This is a genomic window from Bradyrhizobium sp. WSM4874 (genome assembly GCF_055811835.1).
The window spans coordinates 69,979-85,701 of sequence record NZ_JBVVPR010000004.1; the positions used below are offsets into that span (position 1 = coordinate 69,979).

14 protein-coding genes are annotated in these 15,723 nt (G+C 63.6%); 5 read left to right on the forward strand and 9 right to left on the reverse strand.

Translation table 11 applies throughout. The annotated features are described in order from the left end of the window. Positions 1-83: 83 nt before the first annotated feature. The 4 genes from glpX to AC0L3P_RS05620 all read right to left on the reverse strand — a co-directional run bounded on the left by glpX (position 84) and on the right by AC0L3P_RS05620 (position 4,282). Positions 84-1,085, reverse strand: coding sequence for a class II fructose-bisphosphatase (gene glpX / locus AC0L3P_RS05605; RefSeq protein WP_473301234.1), 1,002 nt, complete (start codon positions 1,083-1,085; stop codon positions 84-86). Between the two features lie 139 nt (positions 1,086-1,224). Continuing rightward, the gene (locus AC0L3P_RS05610) at positions 1,225-2,541 is read right to left on the reverse strand and encodes a homoserine dehydrogenase (RefSeq protein ID WP_275171953.1); all 1,317 of its coding nucleotides are present in this window, start codon (positions 2,539-2,541) and stop codon (positions 1,225-1,227) included. Positions 2,542-2,570: 29 nt separating this feature from the next. Then, positions 2,571-3,791 (reverse strand): LL-diaminopimelate aminotransferase, encoded by a 1,221-nt coding sequence (locus tag AC0L3P_RS05615; protein WP_275171952.1) that lies wholly within the window; start codon positions 3,789-3,791, stop codon positions 2,571-2,573. 215 nt (positions 3,792-4,006) lie between these two features. Then, on the reverse strand, positions 4,007-4,282 hold the full coding sequence (locus tag AC0L3P_RS05620) for a hypothetical protein (RefSeq protein WP_473301235.1): 276 nt from the start codon (positions 4,280-4,282) through the stop codon (positions 4,007-4,009). 255 nt (positions 4,283-4,537) lie between these two features. Here AC0L3P_RS05620 and AC0L3P_RS05625 point away from each other — a divergent pair, with 255 nt between their 5' ends. The 3 genes from AC0L3P_RS05625 (at position 4,538) to AC0L3P_RS05635 (ending at position 7,757) form a co-directional block, all read left to right on the forward strand. Further along, complete coding sequence (locus tag AC0L3P_RS05625; protein ID WP_473301236.1) at positions 4,538-6,346, forward strand: PHA/PHB synthase family protein; 1,809 nt, start codon at positions 4,538-4,540, stop codon at positions 6,344-6,346. A gap of 64 nt (positions 6,347-6,410) precedes the next feature. After that, positions 6,411-6,809, forward strand: coding sequence for an MAPEG family protein (locus tag AC0L3P_RS05630; protein ID WP_354054769.1), 399 nt, complete (start codon positions 6,411-6,413; stop codon positions 6,807-6,809). Positions 6,810-6,989: 180 nt separating this feature from the next. Then, entirely contained in the window at positions 6,990-7,757 is a 768-nt protein-coding gene (locus AC0L3P_RS05635) for an outer membrane protein (protein ID WP_473301237.1), read from the forward strand. 282 nt (positions 7,758-8,039) lie between these two features. Here AC0L3P_RS05635 and AC0L3P_RS05640 read toward each other — a convergent pair whose 3' ends face one another. The 5 genes from AC0L3P_RS05640 to AC0L3P_RS05660 all read right to left on the reverse strand — a co-directional run bounded on the left by AC0L3P_RS05640 (position 8,040) and on the right by AC0L3P_RS05660 (position 11,946). Further along, positions 8,040-8,381, reverse strand: coding sequence for a class I SAM-dependent methyltransferase (locus tag AC0L3P_RS05640; protein ID WP_473301238.1), 342 nt, complete (start codon positions 8,379-8,381; stop codon positions 8,040-8,042). A 14-nt stretch (positions 8,382-8,395) separates the two neighbouring features. Beyond that, positions 8,396-9,442, reverse strand: coding sequence for an N-acetyl-gamma-glutamyl-phosphate reductase (gene argC, locus AC0L3P_RS05645; protein WP_473301239.1), 1,047 nt, complete (start codon positions 9,440-9,442; stop codon positions 8,396-8,398). 99 nt (positions 9,443-9,541) lie between these two features. Continuing rightward, a complete protein-coding gene (gene argC, locus AC0L3P_RS05650; protein ID WP_473301241.1) occupies positions 9,542-10,525 on the reverse strand; it encodes an N-acetyl-gamma-glutamyl-phosphate reductase in 984 nt (327 codons plus the stop codon). Continuing rightward, positions 10,522-11,190 carry an FMN-binding negative transcriptional regulator gene (locus AC0L3P_RS05655; protein ID WP_473301242.1) on the reverse strand — a complete coding sequence of 223 codons (669 nt, stop codon included), beginning with the start codon at positions 11,188-11,190 and terminating at the stop codon, positions 10,522-10,524. The genes argC (AC0L3P_RS05650) and AC0L3P_RS05655 overlap by 4 nt, the downstream gene beginning before the upstream one ends. A 225-nt stretch (positions 11,191-11,415) precedes the next feature. Next, positions 11,416-11,946, reverse strand: coding sequence for a DedA family protein (locus AC0L3P_RS05660; protein WP_275171944.1), 531 nt, complete (start codon positions 11,944-11,946; stop codon positions 11,416-11,418). Positions 11,947-12,218: 272 nt separating this feature from the next. Here AC0L3P_RS05660 and parE point away from each other — a divergent pair, with 272 nt between their 5' ends. Continuing rightward, positions 12,219-14,261, forward strand: a complete 2,043-nt coding sequence (gene parE / locus AC0L3P_RS05665; protein WP_473301243.1) for a DNA topoisomerase IV subunit B — start codon at positions 12,219-12,221, stop codon at positions 14,259-14,261. Positions 14,262-14,695: 434 nt separating this feature from the next. Next, positions 14,696-15,478, forward strand: a complete 783-nt coding sequence (locus tag AC0L3P_RS05670; protein WP_275171942.1) for an outer membrane protein — start codon at positions 14,696-14,698, stop codon at positions 15,476-15,478. The last annotated feature ends 245 nt before the right edge of the window (positions 15,479-15,723 follow it).

The window sequence follows — 15,723 nt, forward strand, 5'->3', positions numbered from 1 at the left end:
GATGGATCAGGTCCATCGAGGTGCCATACACGGCGACGTCCGGCTGAACTGGCCGAACGATCGCACGCGGGACGGTCGCGGACTTAGTCCAGGTGGAATTTCGCCAGCTCGCGGTGCTCGGCCTTGATGTAGCGCACGGTGCCGGTGACGGAACGCATCACCACCGTCTCGGTCTCGATCACCCCGTCCTTGCGGAATTTGACGCCTGACAGCAGTGAGCCCGTGGTGACACCGGTGGCCGCGAACAGGCAGTCACCGCGCGCCATGTCCTCGATGCCGTAGATCATCTTGGGATCATTGACGCCCATCTTGGCCGCGCGCTCGCGCTTCTCGTCGGAGTCGAGGATGAGACGGCACTGCATCTGGCCGCCGATGCAGCGCAGCGCAACGGCTGCGAGCACGCCTTCGGGTGCGCCGCCGGTGCCGAGATACATGTCGACGCCGGTATTGTCGGGGTCGGCGCAGTGGATCACGCCGGCGACGTCGCCGTCGGTGATGAGGCGCACGGCGGCGCCGGTCGAGCGCACGCTCTCGATGATGCTGGCATGGCGCGGACGGTCGAGCACGAGAACGGTGATGCCGTCAGGCTTGACGCCCTTGGCCTTGGCGAGGCGGTGGACGTTTTCGGCTGGTGTCGCATCGAGCTCGACGACGCCCTTGTCGTAGCCGGGACCGATCGCGAGCTTCTGCATGTAGACGTCGGGGGCGTGCAACAGCGTGCCGCCGTCGGCCATCGCCATGGTGGCGATCGAGCCCGGCATGTTCTTGGCGCACAGCGTGGTGCCTTCGAGCGGATCGACCGCGATGTCGACCTGCGGGCCGGCGTTCATGCCGACCTTCTCGCCGATGAAGAGCATCGGCGCCTCGTCGCGCTCGCCCTCGCCGATGACGATGGTGCCCTCGATCGGGAGCTTGTTGAGCTCGCGCCGCATCGCGTCCACCGCGGCCTGATCGGCCGCCTTCTCGTTGCCGTGCCCGCGCAGACGCGCCGAAGACACCGCCGCCCGCTCCGTCACACGCACGATCTCCAGCGTGAGAATGCGCTCGAGCAATGCATGCGGCGGGACTGAAATATGGGTCGACATCGGCTCACTCCTTCGAAACAGTTTTGGACGGACATCTCCGCCCGCATCAACTCGTAACACCCACAGTTCGTTCGAACCGTGTCTTATTCTTGGAGCATGACCTTTCCGGAAAACCGCTTCACACTTTTCCGGGTCATGCTCAGTTCTTCTCGATCCTGATGACCTGCGGCCGTCCGCTGATCACCTTGTCCTTCTGCACGGCCGCGAGCGCGCGGCGCACGGCGTCCTCGTGCGTGGCATAGGTGATGAGGATGACGGGCACCGGGACCGCCTTGCCGTCTGCGGGCGCAGCGCCGCCATTGGGATGGCGCTGCACGATCGACTCGATCGAAATCTTCTGTTCCGCGAGCCGCGTCGCGATCGCAGCCGCGGTACCCGGGAAATCGCGTGCCAGAAGGCGGATGTAGTAGCCGCCCTCGTGGCGCTCCATCGGCGCCTTCTTGGTATCGCGCAGCTGCGAAATCGGCCGGCCGAACGGATTGGCGCGAATGCCGCGCGCGACGTCGGCGATGTCGGCGACGACGGCGGATGCGGTCGCAGCGCCGCCGGCACCGGGGCCCACCAGCGTGATCGGCGGGATGCCCTCGCCATCGATCGTGACCGCATTGGTGACACCCATCACCTGTGCGATCGATGAGGATTTCGGAACCATGGTCGGATGCACGCGCTGCTCGATGCCCTTGGCGGTACGAACGGCGACGCCGAGGAGCTTGAGCCGGTAACCGAGATCGTCAGCGGCACGGAGATCTTCCGGCGCGATGGAGGAGATACCTTCGACATACACCGCGCTTTGAGCAACTTTCGTGCCGAAAGCGAGGCTGGCGAGAATGGCGAGCTTTTGCGCGGTATCGTGGCCGTCGACGTCGAATGACGGATTGGCCTCGGCATAGCCGAGCCGTTGCGCGTCCTTCAGGCACTCGGCGAAGGACAGGCCCTCCAGCTCCATCCGGGTCAGGATGTAATTGCAGGTGCCGTTGAGGATGCCGTAGACCCGGTTGATGCCGGTTCCGGCGAGACCTTCGCGTAACGTCTTGATGACAGGGATCGCAGCGCCGACGGCTGCCTCGAAATTCAGCGCGCCGCCGTGCTTTTCGGCGGCCTTGGCCAGCTTGAGGCCGTGCTTTGCCAGCAACGCCTTGTTGGCGGTGACGACGGATTTGCCGGCACCGAGCGCGGCCTCGACCGCCGACAGGGCGGGATCGCCGGAGCCACCCATCAGCTCGACGAAGCAGTCGATGCCGGGATGCGTGGCGAGGGCAAGCGGATCCTTGACCCATTCGATGCCGCGCAGATCGACGGCGCGCTTCTTGGCCTTCGAGCGGGCGGTGACGGCGACGACGCGAATGCCGCGGCCGCTGCGGCCGGCAAGCACGCGCGCCTGCGTTTCGATCAGACGAACAACTTCGGCGCCCACGGTGCCGAGCCCCGCTATGCCCACTTTCAGGGGTGCAACCATGATGCCTTGGAAAGCCTGCGGAAGAGAACTTAACGCCGAGTGGCGAGCGGAACGACGTTGTGCAACGTTTCGATGCCGCTTTCAAGGAAGCGGCGCACGCCGCGCGCGGCCTGCCTGATCCGTTGCTCGTTTTCCACCATGGCGATGCGGACATATCCTTCACCATGTTCGCCGAAGCCGACGCCCGGCGAGACCGCGACACCGGATTTCTCCACCATCAGGGTCGCGAACTGCATGCTGCCGACGCTGCGGAAGGCTTCCGGCAGCGGTACCCAGGCGAACATCGACGCTTCCGGCGGCGGAATCTCCCAGCCGGCACGGCCGAAGGATTCCACCAGCGCGTCGCGCCGCTTGCGGTAGGTGTCGCGCATCTCCTTGATGCAATCGTCCGGTCCGTTCAGCGCGGCGGTCGCTGCGACCTGGATCGGCGTGAACGCACCGTAGTCGAGATAGGATTTGACGCGGCCGAGTGCCGCAATCACGCGCTCGTTGCCGACCGCGAAGCCCATGCGCCAGCCAGCCATCGAATAGGTCTTCGACATCGAGGTGAACTCGACGGCGACGTCCATCGCGCCCGGCACCTGGAGCACCGAGGGCGGCGGGTTGCTTTCGTCGAAATAAACCTCGGCATAAGCGAGATCGGACAGGATCAGGATCTCGTGCTTCTTCGCGAACGCGACCAGGTCCTTGTAGAAGTCGAGGCTCGCGACATAGGCGGTCGGGTTCGAAGGATAGCAGACGACGAGCGCCAGCGGCTTTGGGATCGAATGCACGATCGCCCGCTCGGCCGCCTCGAAGAATTGCGGCGTCGGCTCCGACGGCACCGAGCGGATCACGCCCCCCGCCATCAAGAAGCCGAAGGCGTGAATCGGGTAGCTCGGATTGGGACAAAGGATGACGTCGCCGGGCGCGGTGATCGCCTGCGCCACGTTGGCAAACCCCTCTTTGGAGCCGAGCGTCGCCACCACCTGGGTGTCGGGATTGAGTTTCACGCCGAAACGGCGGGCGTAGTAGCCGGCCTGGGCCCGGCGCAGCCCGGGGATGCCGCGGGAGGCCGAGTAGCGGTCGGTGCGCGGCTTGCCCAGCGTCTCCTTCAGCTTCTCCAGCACATGCGCTGGCGCCGGCAGGTCCGGATTGCCCATGCCGAGGTCGATGATGTCGGCGCCGGCGTTCCGCGCGGCTGCCTTGGCCCGGTTGACCTGCTCGAACACGTAAGGCGGAAGGCGGCGGATGCGGTAAAACTCTTCCATGGCTCTCTCGGCTCCGGGCAACCGGTCAGGACAGAATCGACAGGCCAAAACGGCCATGCGGAAAGGCGCCCGCTTCCCTCGCGAAAATTACTCAAGATCAAATACTTAGAGCAATCATCGACGACGGCGACTGAAGTCGTTCGCCCTGACTCTCGGCTGAACTAAGCTCTTTTAGCACGGCGAGGCGGAGGCGCCAGAGATTACCTTGCAGCGCCCTATTTCGCGTCCTTGGTGGCAACCGCCTGGCGGTCGCGCGCGGCAGCAAGCTCGGCCTCGATCTTGGCGCGTTGGTCCGGCGGCATGACCGCCTGATCGCGATCCGGCGGCAGATCGTGCACCGGCAGATAGCTACCGGCCTCCCTGGGATGCGCTTGCGCATCGGCGGGCGTCATATCCGCAAGCTGGCTCGAGCAGCCACCCAGGGCGAGCGCCGCCACCAGCAGCACACCACAGATCCACCGCGACTTTCGCAGGTCCCTCAACGCCAACACCAGGGAAATCCCCTACCCGTCCCAAAGCACGGCCCCGGGCAACCTTTACCCAAGTCCGCGCCCAAGCTCAAACCATTGCTGCCCAGATGGTGCGAGCGAGAAAACAACCCCGGGTCCACCAAGCCGAGCGGTGCGGCTCGATTGTGACGGAACCAAGAAAATTTGTCGCACTGCAACACATCTTCGAGAGTGTTTAACGCCAAACATGCGAGCTTCGCGGTGACGAATACGGAATGAATCGTTACTGTTCTGCTCATGAGTATGGCCACGACCGATACGCCCAAACCCGAGACGAAGTTCGATGCGGAAGCCTTCGCGATGAATGTCGCGCGGGCGATGGAAAGCGGCGGCAAGGCGCTCGCGGCGTACCTGAAGCCGCGGGAGAGCGGCGAGGTGCAGGATCGTCCTCCCGCGGAGCTTGCCGAAGTCGTCAAGACCTTCACCACCGTCGCCGAATACTGGCTGTCGGATTCGTCGCGGTCCTCCGCGCTCCAGACCAAGCTCGCCAAGGACTATCTCGATCTCTGGGGCTCGGCAGCGCGCCGCATGGCCGGTCAGGACGCCCCGCCCGCGATCGCGCCCTCGCCGCGCGACAAGCGCTTTGCCGATCCGGAATGGAAGTCGAACCAATTCTTCGATTTCCTGATGCAGCTCTATCTGCTCACGACCAAATTTGCGCAGGAGCTTGTGCGCGACGCCGAGGGGCTCGATCCGCTGACCCGCCGCAAGGCCGAGTTCTACGTCCAGCAGGTCACCAACGCGATGTCGCCCTCGAACTTCGTGCTAACCAACCCGGAAGTGCTGCGCGCGACGGTGGCCAGCAGCGGCGAAAATCTCGCGCGCGGGCTGAAGATGCTGGCCGAGGACATCGCCGCCGGCAAGGGCACGCTGAAGATCCGTCAGTCCGATCCGGATAATCTCGTCGTCGGCGTGAACATGGCGACGACGCCGGGCAAGGTGATCTACCAAAACGAGATGATGCAGCTGATCCAGTATGCGCCGACGACGGAGAACGTGCTGCGCACGCCGCTCCTGATCATCCCGCCCTGGATCAACAAATTCTACATCCTCGATCTCAAGCCGGAAAAATCCTACATCAAGTGGTGCGTCGATCAGGGCATTACCGTGTTCGTGATCTCATGGGTCAATCCCGACAAACGGCTCGGTGCCAAGAGCTGGGAAGACTACATGAAGGAAGGCCCGCTCACGGCGATGGACGTGATCGAGAAGGTCACCGGCGAGATGAAGGTGCACACCGCCGGCTATTGCGTCGGCGGCACCATGCTCGCGACCACGCTGGCCTGGCTCGCCGAGAAGCGCCGCCAGCGCGTGGCGTCCGCGACGTTCTTCGCGGCACAGGTCGACTTCACCCATGCTGGTGATCTGCTCGTTTTCGTCGACGAGGAGCAGATCGCATCCCTCGAGCAGGACATGAAGGCGGCGGGCGTGCTCGAAGGCTCGAAGATGGCGATGGCCTTCAACATGTTGCGCTCCAACGATTTGATCTGGTCCTATGTCGTCAGCAATTACCTCAAGGGCCAGCAGCCGAGCGCGTTCGACCTGCTGCACTGGAATTCGGACGCGACGCGCATGACGGCGTCGAACCATTCGTACTATCTGCGCAATTGCTATCTGGAGAACCGGCTCTCGACCGGCACGTTGGTGCTGGACAACACCTTGCTCGATCTCTCCAAGGTCATGGTGCCGATCTACAATCTCGCGACCCGCGAGGACCATATCGCGCCGGCGGAATCGGTGCTGTACGGCTCCCAGTTCTTCGGCGGCCCGGTGAAATACGTGCTGTCCGGCTCGGGCCATATCGCCGGCGTGGTCAATCCGCCTGCCTCGAACAAATACCAGTACTGGACCAACGACAACGTGAAGTCCGGCAACGTCACCGAGTGGATGAAGGGCGCGGTCGAGCACAAGGGCTCGTGGTGGCCGGACTGGCGGCAATGGCTGGGCGCACTCGATCCCGAGGAAGTCCCGGCCCGCACGGTCGGCAGCGAGGCGTTTCCCCCGATCGAGGACGCGCCCGGCAGCTATGTCAGGGTTCGCGCATAGCAGAATCTTCCGCGCTTTCGTATAAGCTCCACCCTGCGGCAGAAATTGATGAGGGGACCGGGTTATGACGCGTGAATTGTTCTGGCTGACACTGACGGTGGTCCTGACCGGAATCCTCTGGATTCCCTACACCATCAACCGCTGCCAGATACGCGGTCTCGGTGGCGCGATGGCCAATCCCTCGCGCGCCGACAAGCCGCAGTCGGAATGGGCAAACCGCCTGATGTTCGCGCATGACAACGCCGTCGAGAACCTGGTGCTGTTCGCGCCGCTGGTGCTGATCCTGAACGCGATCGACTATTCCTCGAAATGGACGGTGCTTGCCTGCGCCGTCTATTTCTGGTCGCGCGTCGCGCATCTGATCGTCTATGCGCTCGGGATCCCGGTATTCCGCACGCTGGCCTTCACCGTCGGCTTCATCGCGCAGGCCGTGCTGGCCGTCGCGATCTTCAAGGTGGTTTGATCGCATCTCCGATGGCTTAGCGCCTGCAACAAAGGGGTGAAATCCTCGAAAGCCTGCCCGGCTGCTGGTGTTGCCAAAGGATGACAGCGCGACAAAAACAGGGATGCCATCCGTGGGAGAGACGAAGGATCGCCAATCCACAGGTATATTTGGCCATCTCATTGATGATTCGGGGCAGACATGAATTGGAAGATTGCATCCGCGCTCGCCGGACTCTCGCTCGCAGCCGTCACGACCCAGGCCAGTGCCGCCGATCTCGCCGCACGTCCCTACACCAAGGCGCCGCCGATGATCGCGGCGATCTATGATTGGAGCGGCTTCTACATTGGCGCCAACGGCGGCTATGGCTCGTCGCGCAATTGCTGGGACCAGACGGTTGGTTTCGCGCCAGGCGTTGCGGAAGGCTGCCATGACGCGACGAGCGCCGTCGCCGGCGGCCAGATCGGCTATCGTTGGCAGAGCAGCGCCTTCGTGTTCGGCCTCGAAGCGCAGGGCGACTGGGCGGATCTCTCCGGCCGGAGCGCCAGCACCGTGGCCGGCGTTGCGAACCGCACCCGTGTCGATGCTTTCGGTCTGTTCACCGGCCAGGTCGGTTACGCCTGGAATAGCGCACTGCTTTACGTGAAGGGCGGCGCCGCCGTCACCCGCAACCGCTACCGCGGCATCGGAACGGGCGGTCTGGCCGGAGCCGAGTTCGACGGTGCCGACGATACCCGCTGGGGCGGCACGGTCGGCGTCGGCATCGAATACGGCTTCGCCCCGAACTGGTCGGTCGGCCTCGAATACGACCATCTGTTCATGGGCCGCCACGACGTCACGCTCACCTCCAACGGCGCGCTGGCGCCGGTCGGCACGTTCTCACGCACCGACCGCATCGGCCAGGACGTCGATTTGATCACCGCCCGCATCAACTACAAATTCGGCGGCCCGATCATCGCGAAGTACTGAGAAAGCCCCTCGCAGCCGTCATGCCCGGGCTGGTCTCGCCTGTGCGGCTGAAGTCGCTTCGGCCAGGCGAAGGCCCCGGCATCCACAGTCTTCCTCGACTGCGGCGACGTGGATGGCCGGGACAAGCCCGGCCATGACGAGCAGTGAATGTTGCTCCTACGCCTTCACCGTCCGCTTCATCGCGCAGGCCGCCGCGATCTTGAAGGTGGTTTGAGATCAGACCTTGTAGCCCAAAATCAGGCCTTGCGAACGACGAGATGCAGCATGTTCGCCGGCGTCTCGTCAAAGCTCTGGATCACGTTCCTGTCCGAGGACAGCGTGATCCATGGACCTGCGCTGGCGTAGGTCGCATCGATCCTGGTCGAACCGCATCGCCTCGACGGCATGACCGAGCCGCTGCGATGCGATCTCGGCCATTTCAGGCGAGCCGTCGGTGGCGCGCACCGAAAAACCTTCGGCCAGCATCACTGCCGAATGATTGCCGGCACCACAGCCGAGCTCGAGGATCGAGCCGCCGGACGGCAGCAGGGCCAGAAAACTCCGCAGCCGCGTCGAGGGCGCCTTCGCCCAGTCCGCATAGGACTTGGCGTTGCTCCGATAGAATTGCAGAGTCGCTTCGTCCACGGCGAACACTCCGATCAGGGAAACAGCGCGATCTGCTCCAATCCAGCGGTCTCGGGGAATCCGAACATCAGGTTCATGTTCTGGATCGCCTGACCGGCCGAGCCCTTCACCAGATTATCGAGCACCGAAATCACGATGGCACGGTTCTTGATCCGGTCGGCGATGACACCGATCTGGACGTAGTTCGAACCGCGTACGTTCTGGGTTTGCGGCAGCACGCCCTTCCCGACGACATGCACGAACGGCTCGTTCGCGTAGGCTTGCTCGAGGGCAGCCCGTAAATCGTCCGGCGTCGCGCCGTTGAGCTTGACGTAAGACGTGCAGAGTTCGCCCCGCGACATCGGTATGAGATGCGGCGTGAAATTGATCGTCACCGCGGAACCGGCGGCGACGCCGATCTCCTGTTCGATCTCCGGCGCATGCCGGTGCGTGCCGACCGAATACGGCGAAATCCCCTCGCCCGCCTCGCTGAACAGCGTGTTCTGCTTCAGGCCGCGTCCGGCGCCGGTGACGCCTGACTTGGCGTCGATCACGATATCATCGACGTCGATCAGTTTTGCTTTCGCCAGCGGCACCAGCGCCAACAGCGCTGCCGTCGGATAGCAGCCGGGACAGGCGACCAGCCGCGCCGCGGTAATCTTCTCCCGATAGAATTCGGTCAGGCCGTAGACGGCTTCGCCCTGCAGCTCGAGCGCCTGATGTTCGTGGCCGTACCACTGCGCGTAGGTTTCCTTGTCGCGCAGCCGGAAATCGGCGGACATGTCGAGGACCTTGATCTTCGGGTTGGCCTTCAGCACGGCCGCGATGATCTGCTGCGTGGTGCCGTGCGGCAGCCCGCAGAACACCGCGTCGAGTTTGGTCCAGTCGACCTTTTCCCATTCCACAAGTTTGGGCAAATCCAACATGAAGAAATGCGGAAACACCTCGCTCATCGCCTTGCCGGCATGGGTGTTGGCGGTGAGTGCCGTGATTTCCGCATTCGGATGCCGCGCCAGCAGGCGCACCGCATCGGCCCCGGTGTAGCCGGATGCGCCCAAAATGCCGATCCTCTTCGAACTCATCACACGTTCCTTTCAGGCGTCGCTGGATCGTCTTGGCGGGGTAGAAGGTTGCCGGGTCGCTTCGTCCACCGGACTGGTTTCGCGGCAACGCTCGATCGGCTACTCGTCAGCAAGACCCAGCATCAGCCGCATGTTTTGCACGGCCGCGCCGGACGCGCCCTTGCCGAGATTGTCGAGCCGCGCGACCAGCACCGCCTGGTGGTATTTGTCACTGGCGAAGACGTAGAGCTCGAGCGTGTTGGTCTCGTTGAGCGCTTCCGGCTCGAGCTTGCCGCCCTTGGTCGCCTCGTTCTGCAGCGGCATCGCCGAGACGTATTTCGAGCCGGCGTAACGCTTTGCCAGTGCGGCCTGGAGATCGGCGCCGCTGGGCTTGCCGGGCAGCGTGTCGAGCTGGAGCGGCACGGACACCAGCATGCCCTGCCGGTAATTGCCGACCGACGGGATGAAGATCGGCCGCCGCGTCAGGTTCGAATAGAGCTGCATCTCGGGCAGATGTTTGTGCTCGAAGCCGAGACCGTAGAGCTCGAAGGACGGCGCACTGCCGTCCTCGAAGCTCGCGATCATCGACTTGCCGCCGCCGGAATAGCCGCTCACCGCATTGACGGTGACGGGATAGTCCGCAGGCAGCAGGCCGGCATCGACGATCGGTCGCAGCAGCGCGATCGCGCCGGTCGGATAGCAGCCGGGATTGGAGACCCTCTTCGCAGCCCTGATCTTGCCAGCCTGATCCGGCGTCAGTTCCGGAAAGCCATAGGCCCAGTCGGGCGCGACCCGGTACGCGGTCGAGGCATCCAGCACCTTCGGGCCCGACGGCCCCATGCTGTCGATGAGCGCAACCGTTTCCTTCGCGGCGTCGTCCGGCAGACAGAGGATGACGAGGTCAACCTCCTCCATCAGCGCCTTCTTGGCCGCGGGATCCTTGCGCTTGTCGTCGGCAATCGTCTTCACGACAACGTCGCTCTGCAGCTTCAGCCGCTCGTTGATGCCGAGGCCGGTGGTGCCGGAGCCGCCGTCGACGAAGACAGTCGCGGGCTTTGTCGCAGCGCCGGTCTTGGGGGCATTCTTGGTGTCAACGAGACTCATGGCGAGCTCCTTTCGAGCATGTTGGTTTCGGATGCGAAGGCCTCCGGCCTTACGTCCTGCATCAGTTGCGCGATCTCCCTGGCGTCGGCGTGGGCTTGCGCGCCAAGCGCGTTGGCGATGGCCGTATAGTCGGCATCGGACTTGTGCTGGTTGAGCTTGAAGCTGCCTTCGACCTCCTCAACCGTCATGACCAGACCCACGATCCCCTTCTTCAGCCCCTCGAGCCGCCCCGCCGTCATTTTGCCCGAGGTCCACGGCTTCTTCGGCAACAGCCAGTTCTCGAACTTGTCGCTGAGCGTGTCGATCTGCACCGCCAGCTCGTCATCCGACAGGAGCCTCACCGTCCCGCTCAGATGCACCGACTGGTAAAGCCAGGTCGGCACCTGATCCGGCGAGACGTACCAGTCCGGCGACACATAGGCATCGGGGCCGTTGACAGCGAGCAGCCAGCAGGTCGTCTCGTCCGCCAGCTTTAGCAGCGGATTGTGACGGGCGACGTGAAAGGCGGCCTGCGGCGTGCCATCGGCGGCATAGGTCAAATAGAACGGCAGCGGCGAGGCGACCGGTTTACGGCCGTCGAAGGCGCAGATGGTGCCGAAGCCGCGCGTGTCGGCGAATTTCAGGCTCGCGGCGCGGTCCTGCTTGAAAAAAGGTGGCGTGTACATCCTGGTCTCCTGCTGGCCTCTTTCGGGGGGCCGCCGGATCAGATCGCGCTGACAGGAGAGAGAATGCCGCGGACCGGATCCAGCGGCAAAGACGATGATCTCAAACGCGATCGACCGCCCAAACCGCTAAAGAGCGGCGGCGGCGACGGGCGAACAAAATGGTCGCGGCGTTGATCATGGCGCGGGGCTATAGGGCCAGTTGCGGTTGGCGTCAAGGTTCGCACGTCACACCACGCGCCAGATCCATTCCATGAACTTCGCGATCACGTCGCCGAACAGCAGGAGCGCCGCCGACCAGATCAGCGCCGAGACGAAATTGGCGGCCTGGAAGCTCCAATAGGGCATCTCGAAAATGCCGGCTGCAAGCGGCACGGAGGCGCGCAAGGGGCCGAAGAAGCGGCCGATGAAGATGCTCGGCACGCCCCAGCTGCGCACGAAGGCCTCGCCCCTGGGCAGGAGTTCCGGATAGCGCGAGAGCGGCCACATCTGGGCAACCTTCTCCTTGTAGCGATAGCCGAACCAGTAGGAGACCCAGTCGCCCAGCGCCGCGCCGATGCCGCCGGCGATCCAGACCGGATAGAAGCTGATGCCACTCGCGCCGATCAGCGCGCCGATAGCGACCAACGCGCCCCAGGCCGGGATCAGCAGCGAGATGAAGGCGAGCGACTCCCCGAAGGCGAGCACGAACACGATGGGAGCTGCCCACGTCTGATGCGCGCGCACGAAATCGGCCAGCGCGTGCGCAAACTGCTCCATTCAAAATTGCCTTTCCGCCTGCCCGAAGGTGCTGCTCGATGAAAAGGACTGGTAAGCCAAGGACTTGTGTGACATCAAGTCACAAAGTCCGGTCCAGACCGGACCGGACCGTCAAATTGCCGGGAATTGATGGGGCTGCGGCGTAAAATCGCCGGGATTGGCTCCCAACCACACCGCCCGGCCCGCCCTGCGATAACCTTTCCAGGTCAGAAGTGGCATAGTCGGCCCAACCGATTCGCCGCTCATGCGGCCCTCAAAACGCATAAAGATATATGTCCAAGCAGTTGAAACCAAAAGAAAAAGACGACTTTTTCGGTGGTGATGAGCCGAAGCCTCGTCCCGCCAAGGCGGCCCCGCGCGCGAGCGGCGCCGAGGCCGACTACACCGCGGCCGACATCGAGGTGCTCGAAGGCCTGGAACCGGTGCGCCGCCGGCCCGGCATGTATATCGGCGGCACCGACGAGAAGGCGCTGCATCACCTCTTCGCCGAAGTCATCGACAACTCCATGGACGAGGCGCTGGCAGGGCACGCGACCTTCATCGGAGTCGAGTTGAGCGCGGACGGCTTTTTGACCGTCACGGACAACGGCCGCGGCATCCCGATCGATCCGCATCCAAAATTCCCGAAGAAGTCGGCGCTCGAAGTCATCATGTGCACGCTGCACTCGGGCGGCAAGTTCGACTCCAAGGTCTACGAGACCTCGGGCGGTCTGCACGGCGTCGGTATTTCCGTGGTGAACGCCCTCTCCTCGCTGCTCGAGGTCGAGGTCGCGCGCAGCCAGAAACTCTATCGCATGACGTTCGAGCGCGGGCACCCGAAGGGGAAGCTCGAGGATCTCGGCAAGATCAACAACCGCCGCGGAACCCGCGTGCGGTTCAAGCCGGACACCGACATCTTTGGTGCGAAGGCCGCGTTCAAACCGCAGCGCCTGTTCAAGATGACGCGTTCGAAGGCGTATCTGTTCGGCGGCGTCGAGATCCGCTGGAATTGCGCGCCCGAACTGCTCAAGGGCGTCGACGACGTGCCGGCGGAAGCGACGTTCCACTTTCCCGGTGGCCTCAAGGATTATCTGGCGGCCGCGATCCATGCCGACACGCTGGTGCATCCCGACATCTTCTCCGGCAAATCGGGCCGCAACGGCGCCCATGGCGCCTGCGAATGGGCCGTCGCCTGGACCGCGGATGCCGACGGTTTTCTGTCTTCCTACACCAACACCGTGCCGACGCCCGACGGCGGCACGCACGAATCCGGCCTGCGCAGCGCGCTGCTGCGGGGCCTCAAGGACCACGCCGAACGCGTGGGCCAGGGCAAGCGCGCGTCGTCCATTACGTCTGAAGACGTGATGGTGGGTGCAGCCGTGATGCTGTCGGTGTTCGTGCGCGAACCTGAATTCCAGGGCCAGACCAAGGACCGTCTCGCCACCGCCGAAGCGCAGCGCATCGTCGAACAGGCGATGAAGGATCCGTTCGACCATTGGCTGTCGGGCAATCCGAACCAGGCCAACAGGCTGCTCGACTTCGTGGTCGATCGCGCCGAGGAACGGCTGCGCCGCCGGCAGGAGAAAGAGACCGCGCGCAAGACCGCCGGCAAGAAGCTGCGTCTCCCGGGCAAGCTCGCCGATTGCAGCGATGCCGGTCTGGACGGCTCGGAACTCTTCATCGTCGAGGGAGACTCGGCCGGCGGCAGCGCCAAGCAGGCGCGCGACCGCAAGACCCAGGCCGTACTCCCGCTGCGCGGCAAGATCCTCAACGTCGCGTCCGCCGGCAAGGACAAGCTAACGGCGAACACGCAGCTCGCCGACCTCGTGCAGGCGATCGGCTGCGGGATGCTCGCGCAGTATCGCGAAGAGGATCTGCGCTATCAGCGTATCATCATCATGACCGACGCCGATGTCGACGGTGCCCACATCGCTTCGCTGCTGATCACCTTCTTCTACCGGCAGATGCCGCGGCTGATCGACGAAGGCCACCTCTTCCTCGCTGTGCCGCCGCTCTACAAGCTGACCAACGGCACGAAGTCGGTCTACGCCCGCGATGACGCGCACAAGGCAGCGCTGATCAAGAGCGAGTTCAACGCCAACGCCAAGGTCGAGGTCAATCGCTTCAAAGGCCTCGGTGAAATGATGCCGGCGCAGCTCAAGGAAACCACCATGGATCCGGCCAAGCGGACCATGCTGAAAGTGGTTCTGCTTGCCGACGACCGCGACACCACGGCGGATTCGGTGGAGCGCCTGATGGGCACCAAGGCCGAAGCGCGCTTCGCGTTCATCTCGGACAAGGCCGAATTCGCCAATGACGACCTGCTGGACGTCTGATCCCGCAGGCGCCGCCCGGTCGTATCCCATCCAGAGCCCCGGCATGAAGCCCGGGGCTCTTTTGTTTTGGGGACGACAACCGTCCTACCCCACCTCGACTCGCTGATTCCCGGCCTCGTCGCATCGCGAGTCGGCCAACGACTCACCGGGCCATGCTGATGCAGGATTGCCTCCATTTCGGACAAAGCCGGATTTGCTAACGAGAAGTTACCAAAACACAGATAGGCGAAATTCTTAGTAACACATTGATAATGCAGGATTATTGTATATTTCGACAACGACACTCAGAATCCCTGCCGTGCAGCGTTTCCCGGCGACTGTGCCTGCTCTGCAACAGCATTTCGGAGAGAAGCAGTTATAGTCCGGGGCATCAGATCACACGGACTTCAGTGCGCTCGCGCCTGCCAGACAGACCAAAGCTTGGGGATTTTAAAATGAAGAAGATTTTGCTCGCACTGACTGCGGTTGCCGCGATGACCGGTTCGGCCTCGGCCGCTGACCTTGGCGCCCGTCCCTACGTGAAGGCGCCGATGGCGGCTCCCGTCGCCAGCTGGACCGGTTTCTACATCTTCGGCGGCGCCGGCGGCGGCCTCTCGGCCTCTGACCAGCGCGTGCAGACCACGGTCGGCGCAGTTCCCCTGACGATCGATCAGCGCCAGGGTGGCTCGGGCTGGTTCGGCACGGTCGGCCTCGGCTACGACTGGCAGTTCAGCGGCACCTGGGTCGCCGGCGTGTTCGCTGACGGTCAGTTCGGCAGCATCCGTGCCACCATTCAGGATCCGACCCTTGGCCTCACCGGCAACCAGAAGCTGGAAGACTCCTGGGCCGCTGGTGTTCGCCTCGGCTGGCTGGTCGCCCCGAACGTTCTCTCCTACGTCAACGGCGGTTACTCTGGCGCCCATTTCGGCCAGACCAACTTCATGACGCTGGGTGGCGTTCCCGCTGGTGTCCACCTGGGCAGCTACAACCGCAACGGTTGGTTTGTTGGCGGTGGCGTCGAGAACAACCTGAACATCTTCGGCATCCAGTCGCCCGGCTGGTTCATGAAGACCGAGTATCGTTCGGCCTTCTACAACGCCAAGACCTCGGACATCGTGACGGACGTGGGCAATCTTCCGATCGGTAACAGCATCCGTGCCAACAGCTGGAACCAGACGATCTCGACCTCGCTGGTCTACCGCTTCAACTGGACCGGTCCGGTCGTCGCGAAGTACTGATCCGAACGCAAGTTCAGACGTCAAAGCCCCGGCATCGTCCGGGGCTTTTTCGTTGTGCGGTGCTTCAGCGGCTGATGCCCGCTTTCAGCATTGGTAGGCGTATCCAAAGCTGGCTTTCCGGCGATCTTGCGTATGGACATGCATCCGCGCTGCGGCCTGCATCAGCAGCCATTGTATCCCAACCACGGCTACGGCTAGTCTCCCGCCAAGTTTTCGGGCCGCGGCAATCGGCTTGTCGCGTCCCG